The sequence below is a fragment of the Campylobacter avium LMG 24591 genome (assembly GCF_002238335.1).
Lineage (GTDB): Bacteria > Campylobacterota > Campylobacteria > Campylobacterales > Campylobacteraceae > Campylobacter_D > Campylobacter_D avium.
This window is the reverse complement of record NZ_CP022347.1, coordinates 297031-320863: the sequence shown is the minus strand read 5'-3', so window position 1 is coordinate 320863 and position 23833 is coordinate 297031. Positions and strand designations below refer to the sequence as shown.

Sequence of the window (23833 nt, the reverse complement as noted above, 5' to 3'; positions counted from 1 at the left end):
ATAAAATTATCAAAAAAGGTTTTAAATGATAAAGACTATTGCAGAGTGGAGCGAGCAAGAATACCTAATCCTCGCCCTACCGCACGAAAATACAGACTGGAAAGCCTACTTAGATGAGATAAAACACTCTTATATTGAGCTTGTAAAGATAGCTTCTAAGTATCAAAAAGTGCTTTTAATAGCTCCAAATGAAAGTGATTTTAAGCCTTTCAAAGATATGAAAAATCTTGAGTTTTTTATCTGCGAGACTAATGATACTTGGATTAGGGATTATGGTGCTATAGACATTTTAAAAGACGGCAAATTAAGCTCTTTAAATTTTATCTTTAATGCCTGGGGCGATAAATTCCAAAGCAAACTTGATAATGAAGTAAATGAAAAGCTTTTTAAGGCCAAATTTAAAACTAGACTGGAAAATATAGACCTGATACTTGAGGGCGGAAGCGTAGAATTTAACGGCCAAGGCACTATGCTAACTACCACAAAATGCCTTTTAAATGATAATAGAAACAAGCTTTCAAAAGAGATTTTAGACAAAAGACTAAAAGAACTTTTTAATCTTAGCAAAATAATTTGGCTTGAAAATGGCTTCATAAGAGGCGATGATACTGATTCTCATATAGATACCTTAGCAAGATTTATAGATGAAAATACAGTAGTCATTTCTAGTTGCGATGATAAAAATGATGAGCATTATGCTGAGCTTTTGGCCATGAAAAAAGAGCTTTTAAAAGAGGATTTCAAGCTTTTAGAACTTCCTTTGCCAAGTGCTAAATTTTATGAAGGCAAAAAACTTGCAGCTACTTATGCAAATTTTATCTTTATAAACAATGCTCTTATAGTACCTACTTATAATGATAAAAATGATGAGCTTGTTTTACAAAAATTACAAAAAGCCTTACCAGATAAAGATGTGATAGGACTTGATGCCTTAGTCTTTGTTAGACAAAATGGCTCTTTGCATTGTTCTTGTCAAAACCGCTTCAAAGGACAAAGATGGCTGTAAAAGCTACCATTATAGCTAGTTTAATAGCCCTATTTTTAGCCTTTGTCAAATTTATAGTAGGGCTTTTAAGCGGTAGCGTGGCTTTGCTCTCTTTAGCCATTGATTCTTTACTTGATAGCTTTGTTTCTATCTTAAACACCCTAGCCTTAAAAAAAGCAGAGCAAAATTCAAACGAAAAATATAATTTTGGCTACGAAAAGCTAGAGGGTTTAGTCTCCTTGATAGAAGCTTTCATCATATCTGGCGTTGGACTTTTTATACTTTTTCAAAGCCTTAAAAAACTTTTTACAAAAGAAGAAATTAGCTTTGTAATACCCGCACTTCTTACCATACTTTTTTGCATTTTTGTAAGTTTGCTTTTGGTGTTTTATCTAAATAAAATTTTAAAAAAGGAAAATAGCCTCATCTTAAAGGCTGATATCTTGCATTACAAGGTGGATCTTTTAACGAATTCAGCCACTTTTTTAGCACTTTTGCTCATATACTTTAGCGAATTTTACATAATAGACGCGATTTTTGGAATTTTAATCAGCCTTTATACTATCTTTGGAGCCTATAAAATAGCCAAAGATGGCTTTGAAATGTTGCTTGATAAGGCTTTAGACAAAGAGATTGTAGATGAGATTAAAAATCTTATCTTGGCAAATGACGAAGTAAAGACACTTCATCTACTAAAAAGCAGAAGCACGGCCAAAACAAACTACCTAAGTGTTCATTTAGTATTTTCACCTACAATATCTTTATTAAAAGCGCACGATATAAGTCATCAACTAGAAGAGCAAATAAGAACCAAATTTAGCGATAAAAAATGGGAAATCATAATGCATCTTGACCCTTACGATGATTTTAAAAAGGATTTAAATGAAAATAGCACTCATTCAGCATAAATTTCAAGGAAGCAAAGAAAAGACAAACGAAAGCATTTGTGCTTACATCAAAGAAGCCGCTAAGCAAAGAGCAGAGTTAATTTGTTTGGCTGAGCTTCATCAAAGTGAGTATTTTTGTCAAAGCGAGGATATTAAGAATTTTGATTTAGCAAATGATTATGAAAAGGACTTGGAATTTTGGTCAGACGTAGCCAAAGAAAACTCAGTGGTTTTAATCTCTTCCTTGTTTGAAAAAAGAGCAGTGGGGCTTTATCACAATACCGCCGTGGTCTTTGAAAAAGATGGCAGCATAGCTGGAAAATACCGCAAAATGCACATACCAGATGATCCGCAGTTTTATGAAAAATTTTATTTTACTCCAGGAGATTTGGGCTTTGAGCCTATAAAAACGAGCATTGGAAAGCTTGGGGTGCTTATTTGCTGGGATCAGTGGTTTGTAGAAGCTGCTAGGATAATGGCTTTAAAAGGAGCTGATTTACTTATATACCCAACCGCGATTGGTTCTTTCGATGAGGATGAGGAAGAAGAGAAAAAAAGGCAGCTTGAGGCTTGGATTTTAGTGCAAAAAGGACATGCTGTGGCAAATTCGCTTTTTGTTGTTGGGGTTAATAGAGTAGGCTTTGAGAAAAACGCCTCAAAAGGCGGAATAAGATTTTGGGGCAACTCTTTTGTGGTGGGACCACAGGGCGAGGAGCTTTTTAGAGCAAATGAAAAGGATGAATGCCTAAAAATCATAGACATAGACTTAAAAAGAAGCGAGGAAGTAAGGCGTTGGTGGCCATTTTTACGCGATAGACGCATAGAGTATTTTGCTGATTTACAAAAAAGGTTTTGCGACTAAGCGTTTGCAAAACCTACTTTTTTAACCTTATCAAAGCTAGAATCAAGCTCTTTTTTAATGCTTTCTAAAAAATCATCCATTTTAAAAATGCCGTCTTTTGAAATCGCAGCTTTTAAGGCCGTATTTTTTATAACCATGATGATTTGAGCACCGCTTAGCTCATACATAGCAAGCTCTTGTACGCTAAATTTAGAATCAAATTTAGCCTTTTTAGGCAAGGCCCTTTGCCAAATTTGCTCCCTTTCCTCAAAATTTGGCTTTTTAAATTCTATTTTATAATCAAATCTCCTTGAAAAAGCACTATCTAAGCTTTCTAAGAAATTTGTAGTGGCTATTAAAACCCCGCTAAATCTTTCAATCTGTTCTAAGAAAATATTTTGCATTTGATTGTGCATTTTATCAGAACCACCGCTACTTTCTATCCTAGTGCTTAAAAACTGGTCGGCCTCATTTAAAAGCAAGATTGGACTGTGCTTGCAAGATGAGGAAATTTTTTTATAAGTATCAAAAATTTTTCTCACATTTTGTTCGCTCTCGCCCACAAATTTGCTTAAAATTTTAGAGCAGTCAAAGCTTAAAACAGACTTTTTCATAGACTTTGCCATGCTTAAGGCAGACATCGTCTTGCCCGTTCCAGCAGGCCCATAAAAAATAATCTTTGCTTCTATATTTTTACTTGTTTTTATGCCCCACTCGCTCAGTCTTTGCAAGACTTTTTTGTCCTGCTGTTTTAGGATATTTTCTAAAAGCTCTTTAGTTGAATTTGGCATTATGACATCATTTATATCCGTGCTTGGTTCTATCACTTCGAAAATATCTTGTTCTTTTATAATGCTTTGCAATTCTAGCTTTTTGTTCTTGCTTGCTTGTTTTGAGTTTATAATCCTTTGTAAAAACTCATCACTTATATAAAAGCTTTTGCTAAAATCGCCAAAATTTGTTAAATACTCATCATAATCAATCAAATTTCTTTCTATTAGCTTTGAGCCCTCGCTTAGCAAGGCCTTGTTTTCTAGCTTTTCAAACTCATTGGCACTGATTAAGTTAAGGAGTGAATTTAGCTCTCTGTTGCTTGAGTTTTCGCTATCTAAAGAATACTCCTCCTTAAGCAAGGCAGTAAAAATCAAAGCCTCTTTTTCATTTAAAGAATGCTCTTTAAAAATTTGAGCTAGGATATTGTTAAATTTGCTTTTTTTAAGTCTGTTTTGTATGTGTTTTTCGAGGTTTTGTATCTCATCTTTTAGCTTTTTGTTAAAGGCATTGTTGCTTAAATTTAGCTTTTGATAAAGCTCAATTTTCATAAACTCATCTTTTAAGTACTCTAAATAATCCTCATAAGCCTGCGTTTTATCAAGCTTAACATCCTTAATGCCCTCTATAAAATATATAAAACTATCGCTTAAGGCAACATCACTTTGCAAAAGCATTAACAAAGACTGTTTGTGCTTGTTTTCAGATTTAAACATAGTATAAGGATGAATTACTAGACCCAAGTCAAGCAAGGTTTTAATGTCTTGCAAATGCTCTAAATACTCATACTTGCTCTTTTTAAAAAGCTTACTTAAAAGAGCGAAAACATTTACGCTATTAATGCCATCTAGCATATTTTTGCAAAGCTCTTTTAGTATCAAGGCTTGCGGCAAGGAGCAAGACAGCTCCTTATAAATTTTACTTTTTTTAATATCGCTTAGGCTGATAAATTCTTTCAAATCACTCATTGCTTAACCTACGCATTTTGATTGAAAAAAGCTGCGCGCCGTCCTTTATAGCATAAAAAGAAAGCTCATCATGGCACAGCTCATAGACTAAATTTTGGCCTTGCGTGCTAAAATCTTGTCTAAAACCGCACTGCGTTTTTTGCAAATTCCTAGCCTCATATATAGGTCTTGCCCTTAAAATATCCTCTAGCAAATCATCATAATACGCATTTAAAAACCATCTTTGATTAAAAAGCTTTTTATCATAACAGGCGTAATTTGTGCAAATTTTATCATTAATCTCCACAAAAAACACGGTCTGGCCGAATTTATAAAGCTCAAGCCTTAGCCTTTTTTCATTGAGATACAAAAAACCGCTATCACTAAATTTGAAATTTAAGCTAGGAAATTTAAATGTAACAAAAACTGCGCTACTTTTGCTGTATCTCTCATACTTTGAAGCACAAGAGCTAAAAAATACCACAAATACTATGCTTAAAAAAAGAAGTGTTAGTTTTTTCAAAGCCTGCCCTACTTTAAATTCCTAAAAGAAAGGCTTAGTTCTAAATTTAAATCCTTAACAAGTCTCATCACAGCTTGTAAGTCATCTATTTGCTTAGCACTGACACGAATTTCATCGCCTCTTATCTGTGAATTTACCTTTAGTTTGCTATCTTTTATAGCCTTATTTATCTTTTTTGCACTTTCTGTATCTATGCTATCATTTACCTTGAGTAAAAGCCTGTACTTAGCTCCGCTTTCTCTTTTAAGCTCTTTTAAGGAATTTGAGTTGATACCTCTTTTTATAAGCTTTGATACTAAAATATCCTTTAAGACATCAAGCTTTGCTTCGCTTGAGGAATGCAGGGTAAAAATACTTTCCTTTTCATTAAGCTCAAATTCGCAAGCAACGCCCTTTAAATCATAGCGGTTTTCAAGCTCTTTTTTTGCTTGTTCTAAGGCATTTTTTATCTCTTGCTTATCTATACTAGCACTTATATCAAAACTATGCTCACTTGCCATTTTCTATCCATTCTTTTAAATTATTATAAACTATATCCATTAGGGCATTTAAGGACTCAAAGGAAGCCCAAGCAACATGTGGAGTGATTATCAGCCTTTCTTTATTTTTTACAGCTAATAAAGGATGGTTTTTTAACATAGGCTCTACTTCCAAGACATCAAGTCCTGCTCTTATATTCTTTTCATCTAAAATTTCAGCTAAATCCTTTTCATTTACTATGCCACCGCGTCCCACATTTATCAAAATAGCACCTTCCTTCATCAAAGAAAGCTCTTTTTTTGTGAGTAAATTTTTCGTGTTTTCATTTAGGGGTGCGTGTATGCTTATTATGTCGCAAGTCTTTAAAAGCTCATCTAAGCTTACTTGTTTATAAGATTTATCGCTATTTTTACCAGATGTTGAGTAGTAGCAAATATTAGCCCCAAAGGCAGTTGAAATTCTAGCCACTTCCTTGCCTATGGTACCAAGTCCTATAATGCCGTGCTTTTTACCATTTAGGTTGTTTAAAATTCTACTATAATCAGTAAATATATCGCTCTTGCACCAAGATCCGTCCTTGCTCCATTTATCATAAAATGGAATTTGATTTAAAAAAGCAAAAATGAGAGCAAAGGTATGCTGCAAAACGCTATTTGTAGAGTATCCAGCAGCATTTTTTACAAGTATGCCTTTTTGCTTTGCGTATTCTACATCTATATTATTTACTCCTGTGGCGGTTTCTAGTATGAGTTTTATAGGGGTATTATCCATAACTTCCTTATCTATAACAACCTTATTTATCATCACTACATCAGCATCTTTTAGCCTTTGTATAACCTCGTCTTTTTTTGTCAAATCATAGCTTACAAAGTCTCCAAAGTCCTTAAATTTAGACAAATCATAAGAGCCTAAGGTTTTTGCATCTAGGCATACTATTTTCATTTTTTACTCCTTTATATAATGTGCTACAAATTTAGCAAAATTATCCATTATAAAAGAGCCTTTTCTAAAGCCTAAGCCACAAGCTTCATAAGCAAAAAACACACCGGCTTGATAGTAGTTTTCACCTTTTGAGTTTAATTCTGTAAATTCTTGATATATGAATTTGTTGTTTGAGTATTCTCCGCCATTTTCTTGTATCACATCGCCATTTTCATCCAAAATGCTTACATTAGCTCCCTCTCTACCAAACATAGGCTTTTTAACGCATTTTTTACCCTTTAAGGGCTTATCGCTCGTTTCTAAAAGTAAGGGATGATTTGGGTACAGCTCCCATAAAATTTTTAAAATTCCCTTGCTTTGAAAAAGTAAGGTATAAGCAGGATTTAAGATGATAGCCTTTTGATTTTTTATAATTTGTGTTAAAAGCATAGCAAGTTCGCCTTCTTCTATGGCTATATTTTCCCAAGGTATGAGCTTAAAAAGATATTCGTAATTTATCCCCTCTTTAAAAATGCCTTCGGGTGAAAATTCTATCTCATCTATAAAAGAAAAATTTGTATTAAAGCCAGCTTCTTTTGCAATATGCTCAAGAAGTCTTGTAGTAAGCTCATCCTCAGAATTTGCAGCTATGCTAGAAAAAAGAATTTTCCAGCCCTCATAATACTCATCAAAGCTATCAACACTATCATCAAGCGTTATAAGTCTTTTGAAATTATCCATCAAGCTTTCATAAAGGCTGTTAAATTGTGAGCTTTCATTCATATCATTTTGTCTTAGCAAAGCCCACTGAAGTATGGCAGTTTCAAAAAGTGTGGTTGGAGTATCAGCATTAAATTCAAGCAATTTTATAGGCTTTTCATCAAGCCCACCAGCAAAATCAAATCTTGAGTAAAGATGCCAATGTACATCATTTTCCCAACTCATCTTTATGGCATCTATTAGGTTAAAAGGTATGTCAAGCTCATCAAAGCGGTTTTCATCTATGACCTTTTGAGCCGCTGCTACAAACATATCGTAAAGCTCATTACTAGCTTCATAAAAGGCATTTGCCTCATTTTCACTTATACAAATTATCTCATCTTCTAGGTAGTTTGAGCCGTCCTTATCTGTGTGCCAAGAAAAACCTATGCTTTCTAAATACTCTTTTGTAAGGGGATTTACTTTCTTAAAATTCATCATAAAGCCTTAAGAACCATAGCTTTGAGAGCCAGCAGCTGTACCGCTTTTTTGTCCACCAAAAAAGCCCGAGCGAGAGGAAGCTGAATTTGGGGCACTTGTAGCACGGTTGTTAAAGCTATTTACGCTTCTTTGATATGCACTTTGGTTTGAAAAAGCGTTTCTTTGCTGATTAGCAAAATTTTGGTTATTAAAAAGCTTTGAGCCTATCCAAGAGCCAATTATCGCACCAGCTGCACTTGCAAGCAAGGCTTCGCCCAAGGAAAGCCCGCCAGAACTCATACTAGCACTATCTTTAGTTAAATTTGAGGTGCCATTGTCTATCTTAGCCTCTTCCGCCTTAATCAACTCATCCATTTCTTCTTTCGTTAAAACCCTTTCAGTGCCATCAAGCTGTTGTAAAACCACTCTTGTTTCAGCACTTGGAAACTGCTCTTTGATTTTGTATTGTCCGGGTGCAGTTTCTTCTATAATGACAAAGGCTCCCTGATTTTGTGTGTTTTGTGAGCCTTGATTTGGCATTTGATTTTGCGAATTATCGCAAGCTGCTAAAGCACCGGCACTCACTGCCACTAAGCCACCTACCATACTAAGATGTAATACTTTTTTTATGTGTTTCATTGTATGTCCTGCTAGTTTTTCTTAAATTCTAGCAAAATAATAATTAATAAATTAATATTTTTCTTTTGATTAGATAAACAGTGAGAAAGTTAAACACAGTGTGGCTTAAAACGCAAAATAACAAAGAATTAGTAAGCTCATACAAAAGCCCTAATAACAAGCCTTGCACAAATACAAATATCAGCAAAAATACCTTTTTATAATAAGCTATGTGTGCGGCTGCAAAAAGTACGCTAGCTAGCAAAATGCCAAAATTTTCTTGCAAAATAGCGCGAAAAATTAGCTCCTCGGCCAAAGAATTAAGCAAAAAAATTAGCAACAAAAAGGCTAAAGAATTCTCGCAAGCCAAATCCCTAATAGCCTTTTCATAAAGGTATTTTTTGGGAATAAATTTAAAAGATACAAACATCAAGGCAAGCTGCAAGAACAAAATAGCAAATAGCGTCATGAAAGAATGCAAGCTTAAATTCACAGGGTAAATGCCTACAAAGTGCTTGTTGTAAAGCATGGATGTAAAATAATACAAGATAAGAGCAAAGGCAAGAAAGATAAAGCTTGCAATTAGCATAAGTTTTGTTTGTGACAAAATTGACTTTCCTGTGTGATTATAAAAAGGCATTATAGCAAGAATTTATAAGCTTTTGCTCATTTTAATTCTGTTCTAAATACACTTGTTTTAAGATTAGAAAATACTGCTAGTCTTAGAACTGCCGCAAGATGTGTGCTTATATGTATTTTATAAAATATAACTAGGAATTAACACAAAATTTGAATAATGCCAAAATCCTATTTAAATCTCTTATATTTTTTTATAACATCTAGCAAAAAATAATATGTATTTTTGTATTCTTTTTTTCTTGTTAGTTTATGTAAAAAAAATAGCTTTAAAAAATTTATGTATACAATAAAAATATTATCATACCGTGCCCTAGTGAATATTACAAGCAAAGCTTTTTTAAAAGAATTCTTTTTGAAGCTTTTAAAAATTTTTTTCTCATATTCTGTATAAAAAGAAATATCAATATCGTCGATAAATTCTAAAATACTGCTATGAATTTTTATGAAAAATTCTTTTTTTAGCTTATCGTTTATATTTAAAAGAAAAAAAAGACATTGTTCTAAAACCTGCGTAAAAAAATGAATTTTTTATGCTTTTAAATTTTTTATCATTTTTTATTTGAGCATAAGTATGAGAAAAATTTGCGATAAATAAAAATAAGTTTTCATCTCTACGTTTTATGGATGACAATAAAGAAGGTTCTTGTCTATAGTGATAAAGGGATATTTTCCTGATACTGCTGTGGGTTTGGATGATGAAAAATTTTGCTTTGTTTCTTTAGATGCTGATCTTTATGAGCCTATCAAAGCGGGACTAGAGTTTTTCTATCCTAAGATGATTAGCGGAGGTGTTATCTTAGTGCAGGATTACTACGATGAAATATTTACAGGAGTTAAAAAAGCTGTAAATGAATTTGCTAAAAAGCATAAAATATTTTTTGTGGCAATAGGAGATGATATTAGTGTGGCAATACAAAAAATTTAAGACAAAGTAAAAATTTCTTTGAGCCTGAGGACTTCTGCGATGATGTAAAAATTCCTGCTTTTTGGGCAGGAATTTAAAAGCTAAACATAGTGAATTAATGCCTTGTTTAGCAATAATTTCCAAGCTATCTTTATCATTTAATTTTTTCGAATTCACCCTTATGAACACCGCCTAAGAACACACGAAAAGATATTTTGCTTCAGGCTATATCAGGCTAATCTTTGAGTTTTATTAGCTTTAAAAATCTATTTTTGTATCTAGCGCCAAATTTTCGGATTTTAAAGGCAGGGCTTTTGTAGTCTTTATAAAATTTCACAGGATTGGCTATTATCTTTTTAAGCTCTTTTATAGCACCTTTGCCAAAAAAATAAGGATCAAGCTTATCTAGCTCATCCTTAAATTCACTTGCAAAAACCTTTAAAAAATCCTCTTTAAATTTATCATCAATGCGTTTAAAATTCCACCAATATGTTACGTATTTTCTATATAAAATGGCAGGATAAAGCTCATCTTTTATATCTTTGTATTCATTTAAAAAGCTATCTGTAAAGGCAAATTCATCGCATACCGCATAGACTTTTTCCTTGCTGTGTATGGAGGAGTTTTCATTATCTTGTCTATAAAAATAAAAAGCCTCTGGGTGTAAATAAATACTAGGTGCTAAGAAGATAAATAAAATCCAAAGTGCACAGTCTTGGTAACTTGCTCCCTCACTTTCATTTGCCCTTATCTTAAATTTTCTTATAAAATCAAGCTTATAAATGGCACTTTGATTTATAGTCCAAGAATGCTTTGCAAGGCTGTTTTTGTGCTTTTTATCTAAAATTTTTTCATAAAGATCTTTTTCATCATAAATGCTTCTATAAATATTTTTTTGCCTTTTTTTTCTTGTGAATTTTATCATATCGGCTTTTATCACTTCGCATTTTGTTTTTAAGGCTAAGTTATAAAGCTTTTCGCACATATCCTCTTTTACATAATCATCGCTTTCAACTATGCTTACATACTCACCACAGGCATTATCAAAGCCTAAATTTAGCTGATAACCGAGGCTTTTTTTAGAAGAAAGTATGAGTTTTATCCTCTCATCTTCTTTAGCTTTTTCTTGCAAGAATTCTAAGGTGCCGTCATTTGAATATGCGTCTATGCAAAGGATTTCTATATCCTTTAGGCTTTGCTTTTGCACACTTTCTAGGGCTTCTTGGATGTATTTTATGGAATTATAACTTGGAATTAGCACAGAAATTTTAGGATTTTGCATAATAAGCCCTTTTGATAAAAGGCTTATTGTAGTTAAAATTTTGTTAAAACAATATTAGGTTAAAATTCTTTTACACTTTTTAAAAGCTCATTCACGCTAATGCCTTGTTTTATAAGCTCCTTAATCCTAACTTCCTCTTTTACAGCCGATAGCACATTAGTGGCTAAGTCTTTCATTATGCTTTGCGGGATAATAACGATAGCATCGCTGTCTCCAAACACATAATCGCCGCTATTTATACTTAAAGCTTTAACTTTTATTTCACAGTCTGTGTCTAAAACCCTACCTCGTCCTTTTATATCCTTTGGGGAATATCCCTTGCAAAATACGCCTAAATCAATATTTTGCGTAAAATAACTATCTCTAGTTAAACCATCTATCACAACCCCACTTAGCCCTATTTCCATAGAAAGCCTTGACATTAGCTCTCCAAAATAAGCAAATTCATCGCTTCCCTTTACAAAAAGCACCTCTCCATTACCTAAACCAGAAAGAAAACCAAGTCCCTTTTTGATATTTTCATCCGGTGTTTGTATGGTTTCTATGAGCAAGGTTCTTATTTTGCCAAACATTCTATTGCTACTTTTGTTTAACTTAAAGCCGTTTATAACTTGATTTTTATATCCTAGCTTATCTAACTCATCGGAAAATACCCCACTACAAAACTCCTCTAAATTCTCATCTGAAAAAAATCTTTTAAATTCCACATTGTCTTTTAACATAAACACTCCTTATCTAAAAACTCATCTATAAATTCTCTCACACAGGCTTCGCCACCTTTTTTATCTAAAATCACATCTACTATATCTTTTATCTCCTTGCTTGCATCGCTTGGACAAGCCTTTAAACCACACAGCTTCATAGCATCAAGATCATTTACATCATCGCCTATATAGGCTACATCTTTTGCTTCTAAGTCTAATTCTTTTATCCATTTTTTTAAGATAAATTCTTTTTTCTCACCGCCTACATAAAATCTTTTTACACCTAGCATAGAAGCTCTATGAGATATGATTTTATCATCCATCCCAGAACTTAAAAAGGCCACTTCTATCTTGGAATTTTCTATCAAACTTTTAATGGCCAAACCATCTTTTGTATTAAATTTCTTTATCTCTTTGCCCTCGCTTGTATAATACATTCCACCATCACTCATAACACCATCCACATCAAGCACTAGGAGTTTTATTTCGTATTTGTTTCTTAATTTTTTAAAGCTGTATGTTGGGTTTAAGCCAAGAATTTTAGTTATAAATTTCATACCAAACTCACATCTATGGCTTTTGCTATGGGTTTTAAGCTTTCAAAAAGCTCACTAAATTCTTTATGATTTAGTTGTTGAGAAGCGTCCGATTTTGCATATTTTGGATTTGGATGAACCTCTATTAAAAGCCCGTCAATGCCCATAGCCAAACAAGCTCTACTAAGATCACTAACCCCGTAAGCATAACCCATAGCGTGACTTGGATCAAGCACGATAGGCAAATTTGTATATTGCTTTAGGTAAGCAACACCGCACAAATCTAAAGTAAATCTAGTCTTGGTCTCAAATGTCCTTATGCCTCTTTCGCAAAGTATCACATTTTCGTTTCCTCCACTAAGCACAAATTCAGCCGCTTGAACAAATTCTTGTAAGCTTGAGCCAAAGCCTCTTTTTATCAAAACCGGTTTTTTAGACTTTGAACAAGCCTTTAAAATTCCATGATCATACATAGCCTTTGCACCTATTTGCACTATGTCAGCGTAGTCTAATATCTCATCTATATGCGTACAATCTCTTGCCTCAGTTATTATCTTTAATTTGTATTTTTTCCTTATCTCAGCTAAGATTTTTAAACCCTCTTTAGCTAAACCCTGAAAGCTATACGGCGAAGTTCTTGGTTTATACGCTCCAGCTCTTAAAACCTTTAAACCAAGACTTGTGATTAATTTCGCTGATTGCTCTACTTGTTCTTTGGATTCAACAGAGCAAGGTCCTATCATAACTAAGGTATTTTTACTATCTGCACCTATGCAAAGATCATCACTTAAACTCACTTTTCGTTTTTGCATATATGAGGAGGAAGAAAGCTGCATATCGCTATCAAATACAAAGCTTTCATCCACAAAGCCTTTAAAATTTTGCTCTAGCTCTTTTACGCTAGATGAAGTGATTACAACATAAAATTCACCCTTATCATACACAAAAGCATCGTAATGCTTAACAATATCGTTTAATAAATTCTCATTTATCTTTTTATTTATATGTAGTATCATAACTCTCCTTTAACTAGTTTTTCAAAGCTAACAGCTCCTACTAGGGTATTAGCACTATCTAAAACCGGTACGAAATTTAAGTTTTTTTCTGTAGATCTTATGTGTTCTAAAAATTCTCTTACATTCCAAGTATCTTTAGCTACTACAGCGTAATTGTTTAAAATGCACTCTGTTATTTCTTTATTAACTGTGTCTATATTTTTTAGCAAAAATCTCCTTATATCTCCGCTAGTTATAACACCCTCAAAGAAATTTCTATCAGACACTATGATACAAAAGCCCATTTGGTATTTTTCTATTATTTCTAAGATAGTTTTTAAATTCATATCTTTTTTGTGCAAAATTGGCAGGTATTTTACTTCAGTCATAAAAGAATCTATGCTAAATTCAGGGCAAATGTCAAATTTAAGCTTACTTAAATTTCTAAAAACATCATCAGCATTTAAAAGGTAAGAGCCAGAAACTATGGAATAAACTCCTAAATTTCTTAAAACAAATGAAATTTCATTATTTACCCCTCCATCAACATGGATTTTTTTATCAGGATAAAGTCTTGAAAACTCTTTAATTTTTGCAAAATTTACCACATCAAAGCTTCCTCCGCTTTTGCCCGGAGTGCTAGCCATAATCAAGATAAAAGAAGCTAGGTCTTTGAATTTATCAAAGACTTTTATATCTGTGTTTGTTGTTATGGCTATGCCTATTTTTGATTTGATTTTACTATCAATGACAAGCTCTTCCTCTAAATTCTCATACTGAAAGGTAACATAGTCGATATCTAGTTCAGCCAAAACATCATAAAATTTGCTAACTTTGTTTGAAATGATATGCAAATCTATGGGAAGTTTGCTTTTGCTTTTTATCCATCTAATGTCATCAAACACCGACATATCATCATTACAATCAATATGTATAAAATCTACCTTATAATCCTCTAACATATCAAGCAAAGCTAAATCTATCTTGGGCTTTGCATATATGGACGCAGATATTTTCATAATCTCTCCTTTATGTCAAGCAGCTCGCCTCTTTTAAATTTGTCTTTTATGATTTGTGTGACTTTTGGTATGTCTTTGTAATTATCTACAGAGATAGATTTAGAATTTACTTCTTTACAAGCTATGCTTTTTCCATTTTCAAGCCATCTAAAATCAACTATATCCTCTATCCTTTCCAATTCTCTTTCTGGCGCATTGACAAAAAAATCCAAAGCCTCTTTTGAAAAAATTTGAAGACCTATTATCTTGTAGTATGAAAAATCTAAACTTTTATGCGGATAAGGTATAGGGCTTCTTGAAAGGTAAAGAATTTTTCCATCACTTACAGCTATTTTGATATTTCCACTATCTACAACCTCTACTGGATCATCAAACTTTTTATAAGCTATGCAGTGATAAATATCCTTTTGCATAGCTTCATTTGCCATCTCATCTATAACCTCACTTTCCATAATAGGCTCATCACCATTTAACAAAATATAGGCTTTAGAATTTAGCTTAGTGGCAGCTTCATGCATTCTATGAATGCCATTTATATGCTCTTTAGTCATCACACTTGGAATTTCAAAACTATCACAAACCTTAACTATCCTTTCATCATCAGTAGCTACTATAATCTCATCTAAATTTTTAGCCCTTTTTGCTTGCTGATACACCCACCATACCATAGGTTTACCGAGTATGTCAGCTAAAGGTTTGCCAGGAAACCTAGTAGAGTTGGATCTAGCAGGGATAATACAAGTAATCTTATTTTTCATACCCTTCCTTTCATTTTTTATATTTATCTTTTGCACACATCCAAAAAACAATTTAAAATGTTTTTAATATCCATCCTCATAAACACAAGCCACATCTTTTATAAACTCTCATAAAAACAATCCAAACTTGTGTGATTTATACTTTCTCTCATATTTATTTCTTTCTTTCTATATTTAAAAACTCTCAAATTCTCATAAAGTCTAATAAACATAGTTTTTCTTTTCATTTCTTTTCCTTTTAAATTCCTTTTTTAATCTCCTCACCTCAAAACAAAACCTCACATAGCCACCCTTATACCAAGTCTTATCAGCTTTAATAAGTGCAAGTCCAAGTTTATAAGTAAGGCATTCCTTTTCTTTTAAGGCAGCTTCATAGTCTGGGTAGTTTTCTAAAGGAGGAAGTTTTAAAGAAGGATTTGTAAATATCTTTTCATTATAAGCTTTTTTGCTCAGCTTTATGCTTTTCTTTTATATAAGATAAGACATAAGGAAGTCTAATATATCCTAAGAAAGACTTTGAATTTAGTATTAAAGCCTGTCCAAGTTTATAAGCTAGATGGTTTTGTACTCTAAGCTTTGCACTAGTGTAGATATTAAGGCTAGAGTGTTTTATATATATTAAATCTTGTTCTAATCTTTTTATATTTTCCTTTAAAGCATCATTTTCATATATATCTTTAGACCTAAGTTCTAAATCTGTTTCTAGAATTTTATTTTTAAGCACCTTTGTCTTTACCTTTTCTTCTAAGAGACTAAGCTTTAAGCTTTGTTTCTTATCTTGTGGTGAAAGTAAGTTTTCTTTTAGGGATTTGTTTTCGTTTTGTAAAGATAAGATATTTGAATTTAGGTTTTGAATTTGAGTTTTTAAAGTTTGTAATTCTTTATTTTTATTTTCTACTTCGTTTTCTTTATTTAAAAAATACTCTCCTATCTTTTTAAAATACTCTATGTTGTTTTCATCAAGTAAGGGTAAATCACAAGCTAAAGCTTTTGCTAAATCATACTTGCCTTTTTACAAGCTCTACATCTGGAACAAAGAGTCTGTGCATTTTTAAGTTTTTTATCTTTAATTTTCCCTCTTTGCTTAGCTCTTCTAATACCTCTGCTGCTAGGTTGTAGATATGTTGGGGTGGGATGTGGTAACAAGCAAAATAAATACTTGAATTATCATCATTTAAACAAACAAATTTTTCATAGGCAACTCTATGTTTACTTTTTCTAAAATTATAATAAAAATTTAAAATCCTAGGTGCATCAAAACCTACAAATGGTACCTTACATATAAATACCAGTAGCAAAGAGCCTGTGCCGATTGGATTGATAGCTATGTCTGATTTGGCACAAAGTGGGATTTTACTTCTATAATCATATCCATTTAAAGATTTAAAAGCTATGATTTTATCGTATTTTGACTGTGTGTTTAAGTTTTCTTTATCAATGTCACATATAAGGCATTTTGAATTTTCTAACCCCTCCCCCCTCATTGAAAAATACTTTATTAGTTTCATTTATAATATCGTTCAATAATTTGTCGTTTTCGGCAAATTTTTTATTTTCTCTATCATAGACTGTTAATCCATCTACATATATTTTAATTTTATTAAAATATATGTTCAAATTTTTAAGCACCAAAGCTATGCCTTTTAACTGCTCCAACCAAAATCTTTTTTCGGTGGGTAAATTTAAAAATAAAATCAAATGATAATCATCAATTCTATCTAGCCTTGTGTTATCTTCTAAAGCCTCTTTTAATATATTTTTCATAGCTTCTTCAACTAAATCAGGCTTTCTTATGCTGGTCGTAGTAGGGTAAAAACAAACATCTGCTTTTTTGTTTTTTATATGCTTTGGTGTAAAAAAAGATTTTTCAGCGTCTATACTTTTTATATTGAGTTTATATATAGCAGGAAATACATCCAGAAAGAAATGTACCGGTCTTGTATGTTTCAAGGTAAATCCAAAGTTTTTATTCTTAAACAAAAGGTCTTCTTTTTTAACTTTTTGAATATATGTTAAAGATGAACTAATAGTACTCAAAGTGGCATTATCACCCCAAGGTTCCATAATCCTTAAGAATTTATCCCTTATCAAAATGCAGTTTAGAAAATGAGAAAATTGGACAAATAGCAACGGATGCTTATTATCTTTATCTATAAAAAACACTAAGTTTGATAAAAAATCATTATATATACTATAGACGGCTATAAGCTTTATATTATCATCAAATGGATGCTTTATCTCAAAATTTCTATGTTCTAACTTATCATTTAAAAAATCAATCAAAGTTTGATAATTATTTTCTTTTTGCATTTTCATTATAAAAGAAATTTCGTTATCATACTTGGTAAAATCATAATCTTGCACTTGAAATTTATTACTCCAAGCACTATCGAAAGAATTTAAAAAATTTTCTATCTCTTTCATAGTATCTCAAATCTCAAGATTTTAGCCCATTTCAAATCTTTGCCACAACTGACAACTCTTGCATTTCCGACTAAAGATAAGAGCGGTATATCGCTGACACAATCACTATAGACATAAGAATCTTTCAAGTCATATTCATTTAAATCAAAAGTTTGAGCTAATTTATAAAGCTTTCTTTCCTGCATGGTGTGGATGCCGTCTATATTTCCTGTTAGTTTATTAGAAACTACTTCTAGATCTACAGCTACGATATTTGTTACTCCATAAATTTTTGCAAATTCATTTATGTAGATACTAAGTCCGCCAGAAACTATAACTATCTCATCGCCTCTATCTTGATGAAAAAATAGCTTATCAAGCACTCTTTGATTAATTCCTGCTAGTATATCGCCAAATACAAAGTTCTTTGCCAAGCTTGTGGCTTTTTGTATATCAAAATCTATAAGAGCTTCGTATCTAGGATAAGGCATATTTGCATTTGCAAAACTTTGCCTTCTAGCTATATTTTCAGCTTCATTGCAATGCACATTTTCCAAAGCAGCTAGTTGCAAGTATCTATCAAGGCTTTGAAAATTTATTAAAGTTTCACAAAAATCAAATAAAGCTAATATTTTTTTAGACATTAAACCTCCTCGTTTTAAAGATAAAATATTTCACTTGAAGCCCCATTTAGCCTTATAAAATCCTCTATCTCAAGAATAAGTTTTTGCATTTGTTCCCTTGTGCCTATACTAACCCTTGCTGCATTTTGTATAATATGAGTGTAATCTCTTATGTAGATGTGACTATCTTGTAAGAATTTAACAAGCTCCGCGATATTTTCAGCCCTTATTAATACAAAGTTAGCATAAGACTTGTATAAACCTTCTTGCTTGCTGCGAGAAAAAATAAAATTTAGAAACTCATCTCTAGCACAACTCACTTCTATTACATAAGCCCTCATATAATCTAAGTCCTTTAAAGCAGCTAAGGCAGCTACTTGAGAAAGAGCTGAAACGCTTTTAGGATTTCTAAGTTTGTTGATATATTCTATATTCTCGCTATGAGACACTATATAGCCTATCCTAAAGCTAGCAAGAGCAAATGCTTTTGAAAAGGTTCTTGTGATTATTAAGTTCTTGCAAGATTTACAAAGCTCGCAAAGACTTTCATTGGCAAATTCATAATAAGCCTCATCAACTAAAAACATAGTATCCATATGACTTAAAATTAAATTTTTTAATTTTTCTTTGTCGTATAGCACTCCTGTGGGGTTGTTTGGATTGCAAATATATAAAAGTTTTATTTTATGTTTTAAAATAAACTCACTTAAGGCAGAAAAATCTATATTAAAATTTTCATCAAGTAAAAAATTTAGTGTTTTTATACCAACACCATTTGCTCGTGCTCTAAAATTATCATAAGTAGGAGCTACTATACCTATAATCTCATCTTTATCTAAAAATACATCTATGATAAGTTCGTGTGCTGCATCAGAGCCTGCAAAAATTTCAACACAATCATCGCTTTGCTTTGTATAGGCAGCCAGCGCTTTTAAAAGCTTGGTATTTTTCGTATTTGGATACCAATTTACCTGTGAGTTTTGTAAAAATTCATTAACTTTTTCAAAGACTAAAGCAGATGGAGGCACAGTAGCTTCATTCCAATCCAGCTTCAAAGCATTTTCCGTATCTTCTAAATTCCAAACCTTATGTGGTATGGAAACATAGGGCTTTAAGAGCTGTATATTTTTATTAGCTCTCATCACTTAGCCTTTTTACTTTCCATAAGTCGCCGAGCTTTTTATCCCATTCTTTTGGTATTATGTGCTCTCCTGCTGCCCCAGGAGTAAAGGTAAGCTCGCCAAAGTAAATTTTATCCTCTAAGGTATACAAATCAACTCTAACATAGTCAAAGTCATAAGCTAGCTTGAAGCAAAACTCAAACATCTCATCTAAGAGTTTTGGTTTTTTAGGCATCTTTTTGACCTTAGAGTTATCATAATTTATCCCAAAATCAGCTAGCTTAAAAGAATAATCAAGCATAGCCCTTTGATAGTCATCAAAGCGGTCTGTAGTTACTTGTATATAGTTATTTTTTATATTTTCCTTATCAAAGATGTGAAATTTATAGGTATCTGCCGGTTTTTGATTTTCTCCTAAAAGCAGCTCTTCGGCAAATACAAAAGGTTCTATATCGAGGTATTGCCACTCTCTAAACACATCATAATAATTTCTTTGCAAATGTCTTTTAAGTTTTTGCATGGCAGAGGAAAATTCACTAGCTGATCTTAAAAATTTCTTTTTATCCTCAACAACCACAACTCCTCCGCTGTCGTGATTGGTCTTTAGCACAAAGCTGTTTGGCAACTCGCTAAAATCTATATCATAAACATTTTTATAAATAGCGTATAATCTTGGCAAATGAGGACATTTATTGCTTAAAAATAGCTTCTCTTTTAGCTCATCTATAGGCTTAAATATAAAAGAACCCTCTTGGAAAAATTCTTTAAAAGAAAAATTTTTCTCAAGTCTAGCGTTCACAAAAAGCCTTACCTTTAGCTTGTCTGCTAAAACTGTATAAATGCTAGATCTGTCATAAAGCATTCTGGCTATAATCTTTTCATTAAAGGTTCTTGCTATCTTAAAATTTGGAGTATATTTAAAAATCTCCTTGTGTCTTTGTATGCAAAAATTCTCATCATCTTCTAAATTTGCAAGTCTTTTGTTAGCATTGACAGACTTTGTTTTTGCTGAATTTGTATCTTTTGTTGTGTTTTTTAAGCAAACTTGAGAATTCTTTGCCTTATTTTCTTTTTTAAATTCCCTTGCCTCTTTTTTTATAGACGAGATTAGTTTTAAAGGATTTTTATGTTTTTTAAAATCTACAACTAAAACCTTGCCTATCCTATAAGAAAGATGTTTTTGAACCTTTAAACCTTCGTTATAATCAGAATAAGCACTTAAAGGTAAAAAGTACTTATGCTCTTTTTGATACTGTCTAAATTCTTTTAAAGCTTTTTTAAACTCAAATGCGAGGCTTAAAATCTTAAGAGGACTTTTATAAGCTTCTATTAAGAGTTTTCCTATCCTGTAAGAAAGCTGATTTTTCACTCTAGCTACCGCACTAATTCCACCATTTCCTTTATTTATATCAATCGGTCTTTGCATGCTAGTTAAAATGCTATCTTTTAACACATCTTCATAAAATGGTAGTTTTCTTGCTGTTTTCCACCACAAAGATATCAAAGGATTAAAACATACATTTAATTGCCAAGGCTTTCCAAAGTTATAATGAACTATTTTAGGATTTTTTGTAGCCCTCTCAAGCTCATTGAGATCATCAAATTCTAATCTTTCATTAAATTCTTTCCTAGCAAGTTGCAAATTCCAAGATAAGTCAAGATAATATATATTCTTATTTAATATAGTATTGATTAAAAACTGATCGGCTAGAACAAAGACTTCGTTGTGATTTTTTGCAAACTCATAGAATTTATCTTTTATCCTTTCTCTTTTCCATTTAAAGCAATTTATTAGCATTATGCCAGAATTATAATGCCTTGACTCGCTTTGTATATGGCACATCTGTCTATATCTGCCATATTTCCAAGCATCATCTACTGCAGCTAAATAATAATCTTTTATATCTAAATCAAATAATTCCCACAAACTCTGCAAAACAACAGTATCATAGTCTATGTATATAGCCTTTTCATCATCTATAAGCCAAGGTATGTGCAGTCTATAATACGCATTTAAAGGCATTTCCTTTCTTTGTGTTGTGTTTTTATAGCTAGAAAAATCACAAGATGAAACCTCTATAAAGGAAATGCTAGATGAGTTTGTATTTAAAAAATCTAAAATTTTTAGATCATACTCGCAAAAACTTTCATCATATATAAAATAAAAGCTTATAAAGTCTTTTTCATCCTTATTAAGCAGGACAGATAGCATAGAAACTGCACATTTTTTTATAGAATTTACATCGCAAATATAAACTACATTTATATTTCTACTGCCTTTTTTAAGAGTTAAATTTAGCTCATCTTTTTCCCTTAAGCATTGCTGTGGAATTTGAGTGTAATGAGGATTTTTAATCATCATCTCGTAAAGTAGCTTTTCATAATTATCATCATTTTTAGCATAATTCCACCATAAATCTGCATTTGGCAAGGATGGAAAATGCCAGGGTTTTAATTTGTCTGCATAATGAATAAGTTTGAAATTATTTTTTGCATAAATATATTGATTAAAAAGTTTCTGACTTAAGTGATTTTCTAAGTCCAATTCTATACTAAGCGGTTCTCGTGTAAAATTAAACTCATTTCCTATAAATTTAACTCTTTCATCTAATACACTATTTAAAATATCCTGATCTACTCCAAGTGGACTTTTGATAAGTTTTGTTGCTTGTAAAAATTTTGTTACAGTGTCTTCTTTTAAAATTTGAGGTATATTAAAAATCAAAACACCAGCATTAAAATAATTTTCAAAATTTGATATTTTTAGAATTTTATCCCAGTAATCTTGTAAAGAACAATTTAATTCTTTTAAAAATGGATTTATATCATAGCGATATATAACACCAAGAGCCTTAGCAGCAGCTACTAACTCGCCATCAAAATTAACCTTCTCATATAATTTGGATATATCAAAATTTGCAATAATATCAGAATCTAAATAGATGACTTTTTGATAATTTTGCATTATGTATGCTAGAAAAAATCTATAATAACTTAATTTGCTAAAATGACCGTGTATAAAAAAATCCTCTTGAGCCTTAAACTTACATAATCTAAGCGAAAGTGTATCATTTTTAAGAGATAAAAGAGTGTTTATGCTTTTTTGAGATAATTCATCATAGATAATAACAATATCAATCTTGTATTTCTTATCAATATTTTTAGCAATAGACCTAATGGCAACACAAGTATATAAAGTATAATTATCATCAGTGCAAAAAACTATCGGGACGTAAGGATCTTCATATATTGGCTCTATAAAATCTGTATTTTCAATATAAGCAACAGGAAGTTCATAAAATTTAATATGATTATATAAGCTTATATAATAAAAATAAAAACCACTTATCCTTTCTAAAACAAATGCTATGCTTCTTTCATCTTTGATTAAATTTTGTAGTTCAAATCCAAGCTCAAATATAAATTCACAGTATTTGAAAAACAAATTTTTTTTGAGCACAAACATATTATAAAAATATCCACAAGAGCCATAAAAGTATGTTTTTAATGCGTAGGACATTTGAGAGTATTTGTGCTCTATATAATCAATAGCCAGTTCTAAATCTTTAATATTATGATGCGGTGATTTATAAAATTGATCTCTTACGTTTTTATATCCCCTTGAGACCACATTTTCGCTATATGGGATAATCAAATCGTAAGCTAAAAACTTGTTGTCAAATTTTAATTTTTCTTTAATGGATAATATATGATTGTATGCGAACTGTCTATTTTCATTGAAATATTTTTCATCATCAAACACAAACTGGCGTCTATAATGCATAAAACCTATATAATCAGGATTTCCTAATTTATCATAATTTTTCCAAGCCCAATATATACCTGTTAATTCACAAAAATATCTATTAAGATGAGAGATATTATCTCCTGTATCATCTCCTATCATATTTTCACACATCCATTCATAATCTTCTTGTGATAATTTTCCATCCTTAGAAGCCTCAGTAGCTAAAGCTCTACCTAAATGTATAGGAGTAAGAATTTCATCCTTAAGTAAGACTGCAGGTTTATGATAGCCTACTAATATTTTTATAGAAGGTTTATTATCTTTTTCTTCTTTTATATTATTTAAATTTTTATCATCAAAACTGCTATCCATAGACTTTAAGCTTTCTTCTTGCATTTAGATAAATCCTTTCGTTTTTGTTTTCTTAAATCATAGAAAATGTTTTTCTTTTTATTTTTTTAAGTTTTTAAATACTTTTTATATTTCTTTCTTTAAAAGCTTTCAAACATTTAAATTCAAGGCTTTTGATTTTATTTTTCAATTTTTTCATTTTGTATTGAAAATGGCTGTTTTCAAACTTTTTTATTTTATGTTCGTTTAAGGATTGTTAAAATTAGATGTAGTAAGCTAGGTTTTTAGTAGTAGCAAATTTAAATAATTAGCTTTCTGTGGATTTTAATTTTTATAAAAATTATTTAAAAAATTTCCCAATTTCTAACCCAAAATTCAAAAAAAAAAAAAAACAAGTTTTAAAGTATTGTTAAGTCTGTAAATATCAAGCTTTAAAAGATATTTTAAAGATAAAAAATTTAAGTCTTTTTAAGTCTTTATATAAATAGAAATTTAAATCTTAATCCTTTTAAAAGAACTTCTTAAAAATGCAAATTCTTAAAAATACATAAAATAAAAAAGTTTGAAAACAGCCATTTTCAATACAAAATGAAAAAAT

Annotated in this window: 24 protein-coding genes; 4 read left to right on the top strand and 20 right to left on the bottom strand. The window is 31.4% G+C overall.

Features of this window, described 5'->3' with window-relative positions:
- Positions 1-25: 25 nt before the first annotated feature.
- From CAV_RS01635 to CAV_RS01625, 3 genes are read left to right on the top strand one after another with little or no spacing between them, the layout of a single operon-like run.
- Positions 26-1006 carry an agmatine deiminase family protein gene (locus CAV_RS01635; protein ID WP_094324781.1) on the top strand — a complete coding sequence of 327 codons (981 nt, stop codon included), beginning with the start codon at positions 26-28 and terminating at the stop codon, positions 1004-1006.
- Positions 997-1893: a cation diffusion facilitator family transporter gene (locus CAV_RS01630; RefSeq protein WP_094324780.1), complete on the top strand. Its 897-nt coding sequence runs from the start codon at positions 997-999 to the stop codon at positions 1891-1893. The genes CAV_RS01635 and CAV_RS01630 overlap by 10 nt, the downstream gene beginning before the upstream one ends.
- A complete protein-coding gene (locus CAV_RS01625) occupies positions 1868-2734 on the top strand; it encodes a carbon-nitrogen hydrolase (RefSeq protein ID WP_094324779.1) in 867 nt (288 codons plus the stop codon). Before CAV_RS01630 ends, CAV_RS01625 begins: the two co-directional genes overlap by 26 nt.
- Here the strand turns inward: CAV_RS01625 and CAV_RS01620 are convergent.
- From CAV_RS01620 to CAV_RS01590, 7 genes are read right to left on the bottom strand one after another with little or no spacing between them, the layout of a single operon-like run.
- On the bottom strand, positions 2731-4452 hold the full coding sequence (locus CAV_RS01620) for an ATP-binding protein (protein WP_094324778.1): 1722 nt from the start codon (positions 4450-4452) through the stop codon (positions 2731-2733). The genes CAV_RS01625 and CAV_RS01620 overlap by 4 nt on opposite strands.
- Positions 4445-4954: a hypothetical protein gene (locus CAV_RS01615; RefSeq protein ID WP_094324777.1), complete on the bottom strand. Its 510-nt coding sequence runs from the start codon at positions 4952-4954 to the stop codon at positions 4445-4447. The genes CAV_RS01620 and CAV_RS01615 overlap by 8 nt, the downstream gene beginning before the upstream one ends.
- A gap of 8 nt (positions 4955-4962) precedes the next feature.
- Positions 4963-5454 carry a YajQ family cyclic di-GMP-binding protein gene (locus tag CAV_RS01610; RefSeq protein WP_094324776.1) on the bottom strand — a complete coding sequence of 164 codons (492 nt, stop codon included), beginning with the start codon at positions 5452-5454 and terminating at the stop codon, positions 4963-4965.
- Positions 5444-6376: a D-2-hydroxyacid dehydrogenase gene (locus tag CAV_RS01605; RefSeq protein ID WP_094324775.1), complete on the bottom strand. Its 933-nt coding sequence runs from the start codon at positions 6374-6376 to the stop codon at positions 5444-5446. The genes CAV_RS01610 and CAV_RS01605 overlap by 11 nt, the downstream gene beginning before the upstream one ends.
- Positions 6377-6379: 3 nt before the next feature.
- Positions 6380-7552 carry a glutathionylspermidine synthase family protein gene (locus CAV_RS01600; RefSeq protein WP_094324774.1) on the bottom strand — a complete coding sequence of 391 codons (1173 nt, stop codon included), beginning with the start codon at positions 7550-7552 and terminating at the stop codon, positions 6380-6382.
- A gap of 9 nt (positions 7553-7561) precedes the next feature.
- Complete coding sequence (locus CAV_RS01595; protein WP_094324773.1) at positions 7562-8173, bottom strand: UPF0323 family lipoprotein; 612 nt, start codon at positions 8171-8173, stop codon at positions 7562-7564.
- Between the two features lie 43 nt (positions 8174-8216).
- Positions 8217-8741: a CPBP family intramembrane glutamic endopeptidase gene (locus CAV_RS01590; RefSeq protein WP_157676301.1), complete on the bottom strand. Its 525-nt coding sequence runs from the start codon at positions 8739-8741 to the stop codon at positions 8217-8219.
- 702 nt (positions 8742-9443) lie between these two features.
- On the opposite strand from CAV_RS01590, the gene CAV_RS01585 reads away from it, so the two are divergent.
- Entirely contained in the window at positions 9444-9716 is a 273-nt protein-coding gene (locus CAV_RS01585; protein WP_245807449.1) for a TylF/MycF/NovP-related O-methyltransferase, read from the top strand.
- A gap of 214 nt (positions 9717-9930) precedes the next feature.
- On the opposite strand, the gene CAV_RS01580 is transcribed toward CAV_RS01585, so the two are convergent.
- From CAV_RS01580 to CAV_RS01525, 13 genes are all read right to left on the bottom strand, one after another.
- Entirely contained in the window at positions 9931-10977 is a 1047-nt protein-coding gene (locus CAV_RS01580) for a glycosyltransferase family 2 protein (RefSeq protein WP_094324770.1), read from the bottom strand.
- Positions 10978-11036: 59 nt separating this feature from the next.
- Positions 11037-11699: an RraA family protein gene (locus CAV_RS01575; RefSeq protein ID WP_094324769.1), complete on the bottom strand. Its 663-nt coding sequence runs from the start codon at positions 11697-11699 to the stop codon at positions 11037-11039.
- Positions 11693-12238 (bottom strand): KdsC family phosphatase, encoded by a 546-nt coding sequence (locus tag CAV_RS01570; protein WP_094324768.1) that lies wholly within the window; start codon positions 12236-12238, stop codon positions 11693-11695. The genes CAV_RS01575 and CAV_RS01570 overlap by 7 nt, the downstream gene beginning before the upstream one ends.
- On the bottom strand, positions 12235-13233 hold the full coding sequence (gene aroF / locus CAV_RS01565) for a 3-deoxy-7-phosphoheptulonate synthase (protein ID WP_094324767.1): 999 nt from the start codon (positions 13231-13233) through the stop codon (positions 12235-12237). Before aroF ends, CAV_RS01570 begins: the two co-directional genes overlap by 4 nt.
- Complete coding sequence (locus tag CAV_RS01560) at positions 13230-14231, bottom strand: CBS domain-containing protein (protein WP_094324766.1); 1002 nt, start codon at positions 14229-14231, stop codon at positions 13230-13232. Before CAV_RS01560 ends, aroF begins: the two co-directional genes overlap by 4 nt.
- Positions 14228-14989: a 3-deoxy-manno-octulosonate cytidylyltransferase gene (locus CAV_RS01555; RefSeq protein WP_094324765.1), complete on the bottom strand. Its 762-nt coding sequence runs from the start codon at positions 14987-14989 to the stop codon at positions 14228-14230. The genes CAV_RS01560 and CAV_RS01555 overlap by 4 nt, the downstream gene beginning before the upstream one ends.
- A gap of 98 nt (positions 14990-15087) precedes the next feature.
- Entirely contained in the window at positions 15088-15216 is a 129-nt protein-coding gene (locus tag CAV_RS09185) for a hypothetical protein (RefSeq protein ID WP_261786927.1), read from the bottom strand.
- A 206-nt stretch (positions 15217-15422) separates the two neighbouring features.
- Positions 15423-15713 carry a hypothetical protein gene (locus CAV_RS09020; protein WP_094324764.1) on the bottom strand — a complete coding sequence of 97 codons (291 nt, stop codon included), beginning with the start codon at positions 15711-15713 and terminating at the stop codon, positions 15423-15425.
- Positions 15714-15987: 274 nt separating this feature from the next.
- Positions 15988-16473, bottom strand: coding sequence for a hypothetical protein (locus tag CAV_RS01545; RefSeq protein ID WP_094324763.1), 486 nt, complete (start codon positions 16471-16473; stop codon positions 15988-15990).
- A complete protein-coding gene (locus CAV_RS01540; protein ID WP_094324762.1) occupies positions 16430-17413 on the bottom strand; it encodes a hypothetical protein in 984 nt (327 codons plus the stop codon). The genes CAV_RS01545 and CAV_RS01540 overlap by 44 nt, the downstream gene beginning before the upstream one ends.
- On the bottom strand, positions 17410-18036 hold the full coding sequence (locus CAV_RS01535) for an HAD-IB family hydrolase (RefSeq protein WP_094324761.1): 627 nt from the start codon (positions 18034-18036) through the stop codon (positions 17410-17412). The genes CAV_RS01540 and CAV_RS01535 overlap by 4 nt, the downstream gene beginning before the upstream one ends.
- Positions 18037-18050: 14 nt before the next feature.
- Complete coding sequence (locus tag CAV_RS01530; RefSeq protein WP_094324760.1) at positions 18051-19157, bottom strand: pyridoxal phosphate-dependent aminotransferase; 1107 nt, start codon at positions 19155-19157, stop codon at positions 18051-18053.
- On the bottom strand, positions 19147-23280 hold the full coding sequence (locus tag CAV_RS01525; RefSeq protein ID WP_094324759.1) for a glycosyltransferase: 4134 nt from the start codon (positions 23278-23280) through the stop codon (positions 19147-19149). Before CAV_RS01525 ends, CAV_RS01530 begins: the two co-directional genes overlap by 11 nt.
- Positions 23281-23833 lie beyond the last annotated feature (553 nt).

Coding starts and splice junctions, on each gene's coding strand:
- CAV_RS01540 (WP_094324762.1), bottom strand. CDS start 17,413: ATGAAAGAGATAGAAAATTTTTTAAATTCTTTCGATAGTGCTTGGAGT.
- CAV_RS09185 (WP_261786927.1), bottom strand. CDS start 15,216: ATGAAAAGAAAAACTATGTTTATTAGACTTTATGAGAATTTGAGAGTT.
- CAV_RS01535 (WP_094324761.1), bottom strand. CDS start 18,036: ATGTCTAAAAAAATATTAGCTTTATTTGATTTTTGTGAAACTTTAATA.
- CAV_RS01635 (WP_094324781.1), top strand. CDS start 26: ATGATAAAGACTATTGCAGAGTGGAGCGAGCAAGAATACCTAATCCTC.
- CAV_RS01595 (WP_094324773.1), bottom strand. CDS start 8,173: ATGAAACACATAAAAAAAGTATTACATCTTAGTATGGTAGGTGGCTTA.
- CAV_RS01525 (WP_094324759.1), bottom strand. CDS start 23,280: ATGCAAGAAGAAAGCTTAAAGTCTATGGATAGCAGTTTTGATGATAAA.
- CAV_RS01570 (WP_094324768.1), bottom strand. CDS start 12,238: ATGAAATTTATAACTAAAATTCTTGGCTTAAACCCAACATACAGCTTT.
- CAV_RS01620 (WP_094324778.1), bottom strand. CDS start 4,452: ATGAGTGATTTGAAAGAATTTATCAGCCTAAGCGATATTAAAAAAAGT.
- CAV_RS01575 (WP_094324769.1), bottom strand. CDS start 11,699: ATGTTAAAAGACAATGTGGAATTTAAAAGATTTTTTTCAGATGAGAAT.
- CAV_RS01555 (WP_094324765.1), bottom strand. CDS start 14,989: ATGAAAAATAAGATTACTTGTATTATCCCTGCTAGATCCAACTCTACT.
- CAV_RS01600 (WP_094324774.1), bottom strand. CDS start 7,552: ATGAATTTTAAGAAAGTAAATCCCCTTACAAAAGAGTATTTAGAAAGC.
- CAV_RS01610 (WP_094324776.1), bottom strand. CDS start 5,454: ATGGCAAGTGAGCATAGTTTTGATATAAGTGCTAGTATAGATAAGCAA.
- CAV_RS01530 (WP_094324760.1), bottom strand. CDS start 19,157: ATGAGAGCTAATAAAAATATACAGCTCTTAAAGCCCTATGTTTCCATA.
- CAV_RS01630 (WP_094324780.1), top strand. CDS start 997: ATGGCTGTAAAAGCTACCATTATAGCTAGTTTAATAGCCCTATTTTTA.
- CAV_RS01580 (WP_094324770.1), bottom strand. CDS start 10,977: ATGCAAAATCCTAAAATTTCTGTGCTAATTCCAAGTTATAATTCCATA.
- CAV_RS01560 (WP_094324766.1), bottom strand. CDS start 14,231: ATGAAAATATCTGCGTCCATATATGCAAAGCCCAAGATAGATTTAGCT.
- CAV_RS01605 (WP_094324775.1), bottom strand. CDS start 6,376: ATGAAAATAGTATGCCTAGATGCAAAAACCTTAGGCTCTTATGATTTG.
- CAV_RS01625 (WP_094324779.1), top strand. CDS start 1,868: ATGAAAATAGCACTCATTCAGCATAAATTTCAAGGAAGCAAAGAAAAG.
- CAV_RS01545 (WP_094324763.1), bottom strand. CDS start 16,473: ATGAGGGGGGAGGGGTTAGAAAATTCAAAATGCCTTATATGTGACATT.
- aroF (WP_094324767.1), bottom strand. CDS start 13,233: ATGATACTACATATAAATAAAAAGATAAATGAGAATTTATTAAACGAT.
- CAV_RS01590 (WP_157676301.1), bottom strand. CDS start 8,741: ATGCTAATTGCAAGCTTTATCTTTCTTGCCTTTGCTCTTATCTTGTAT.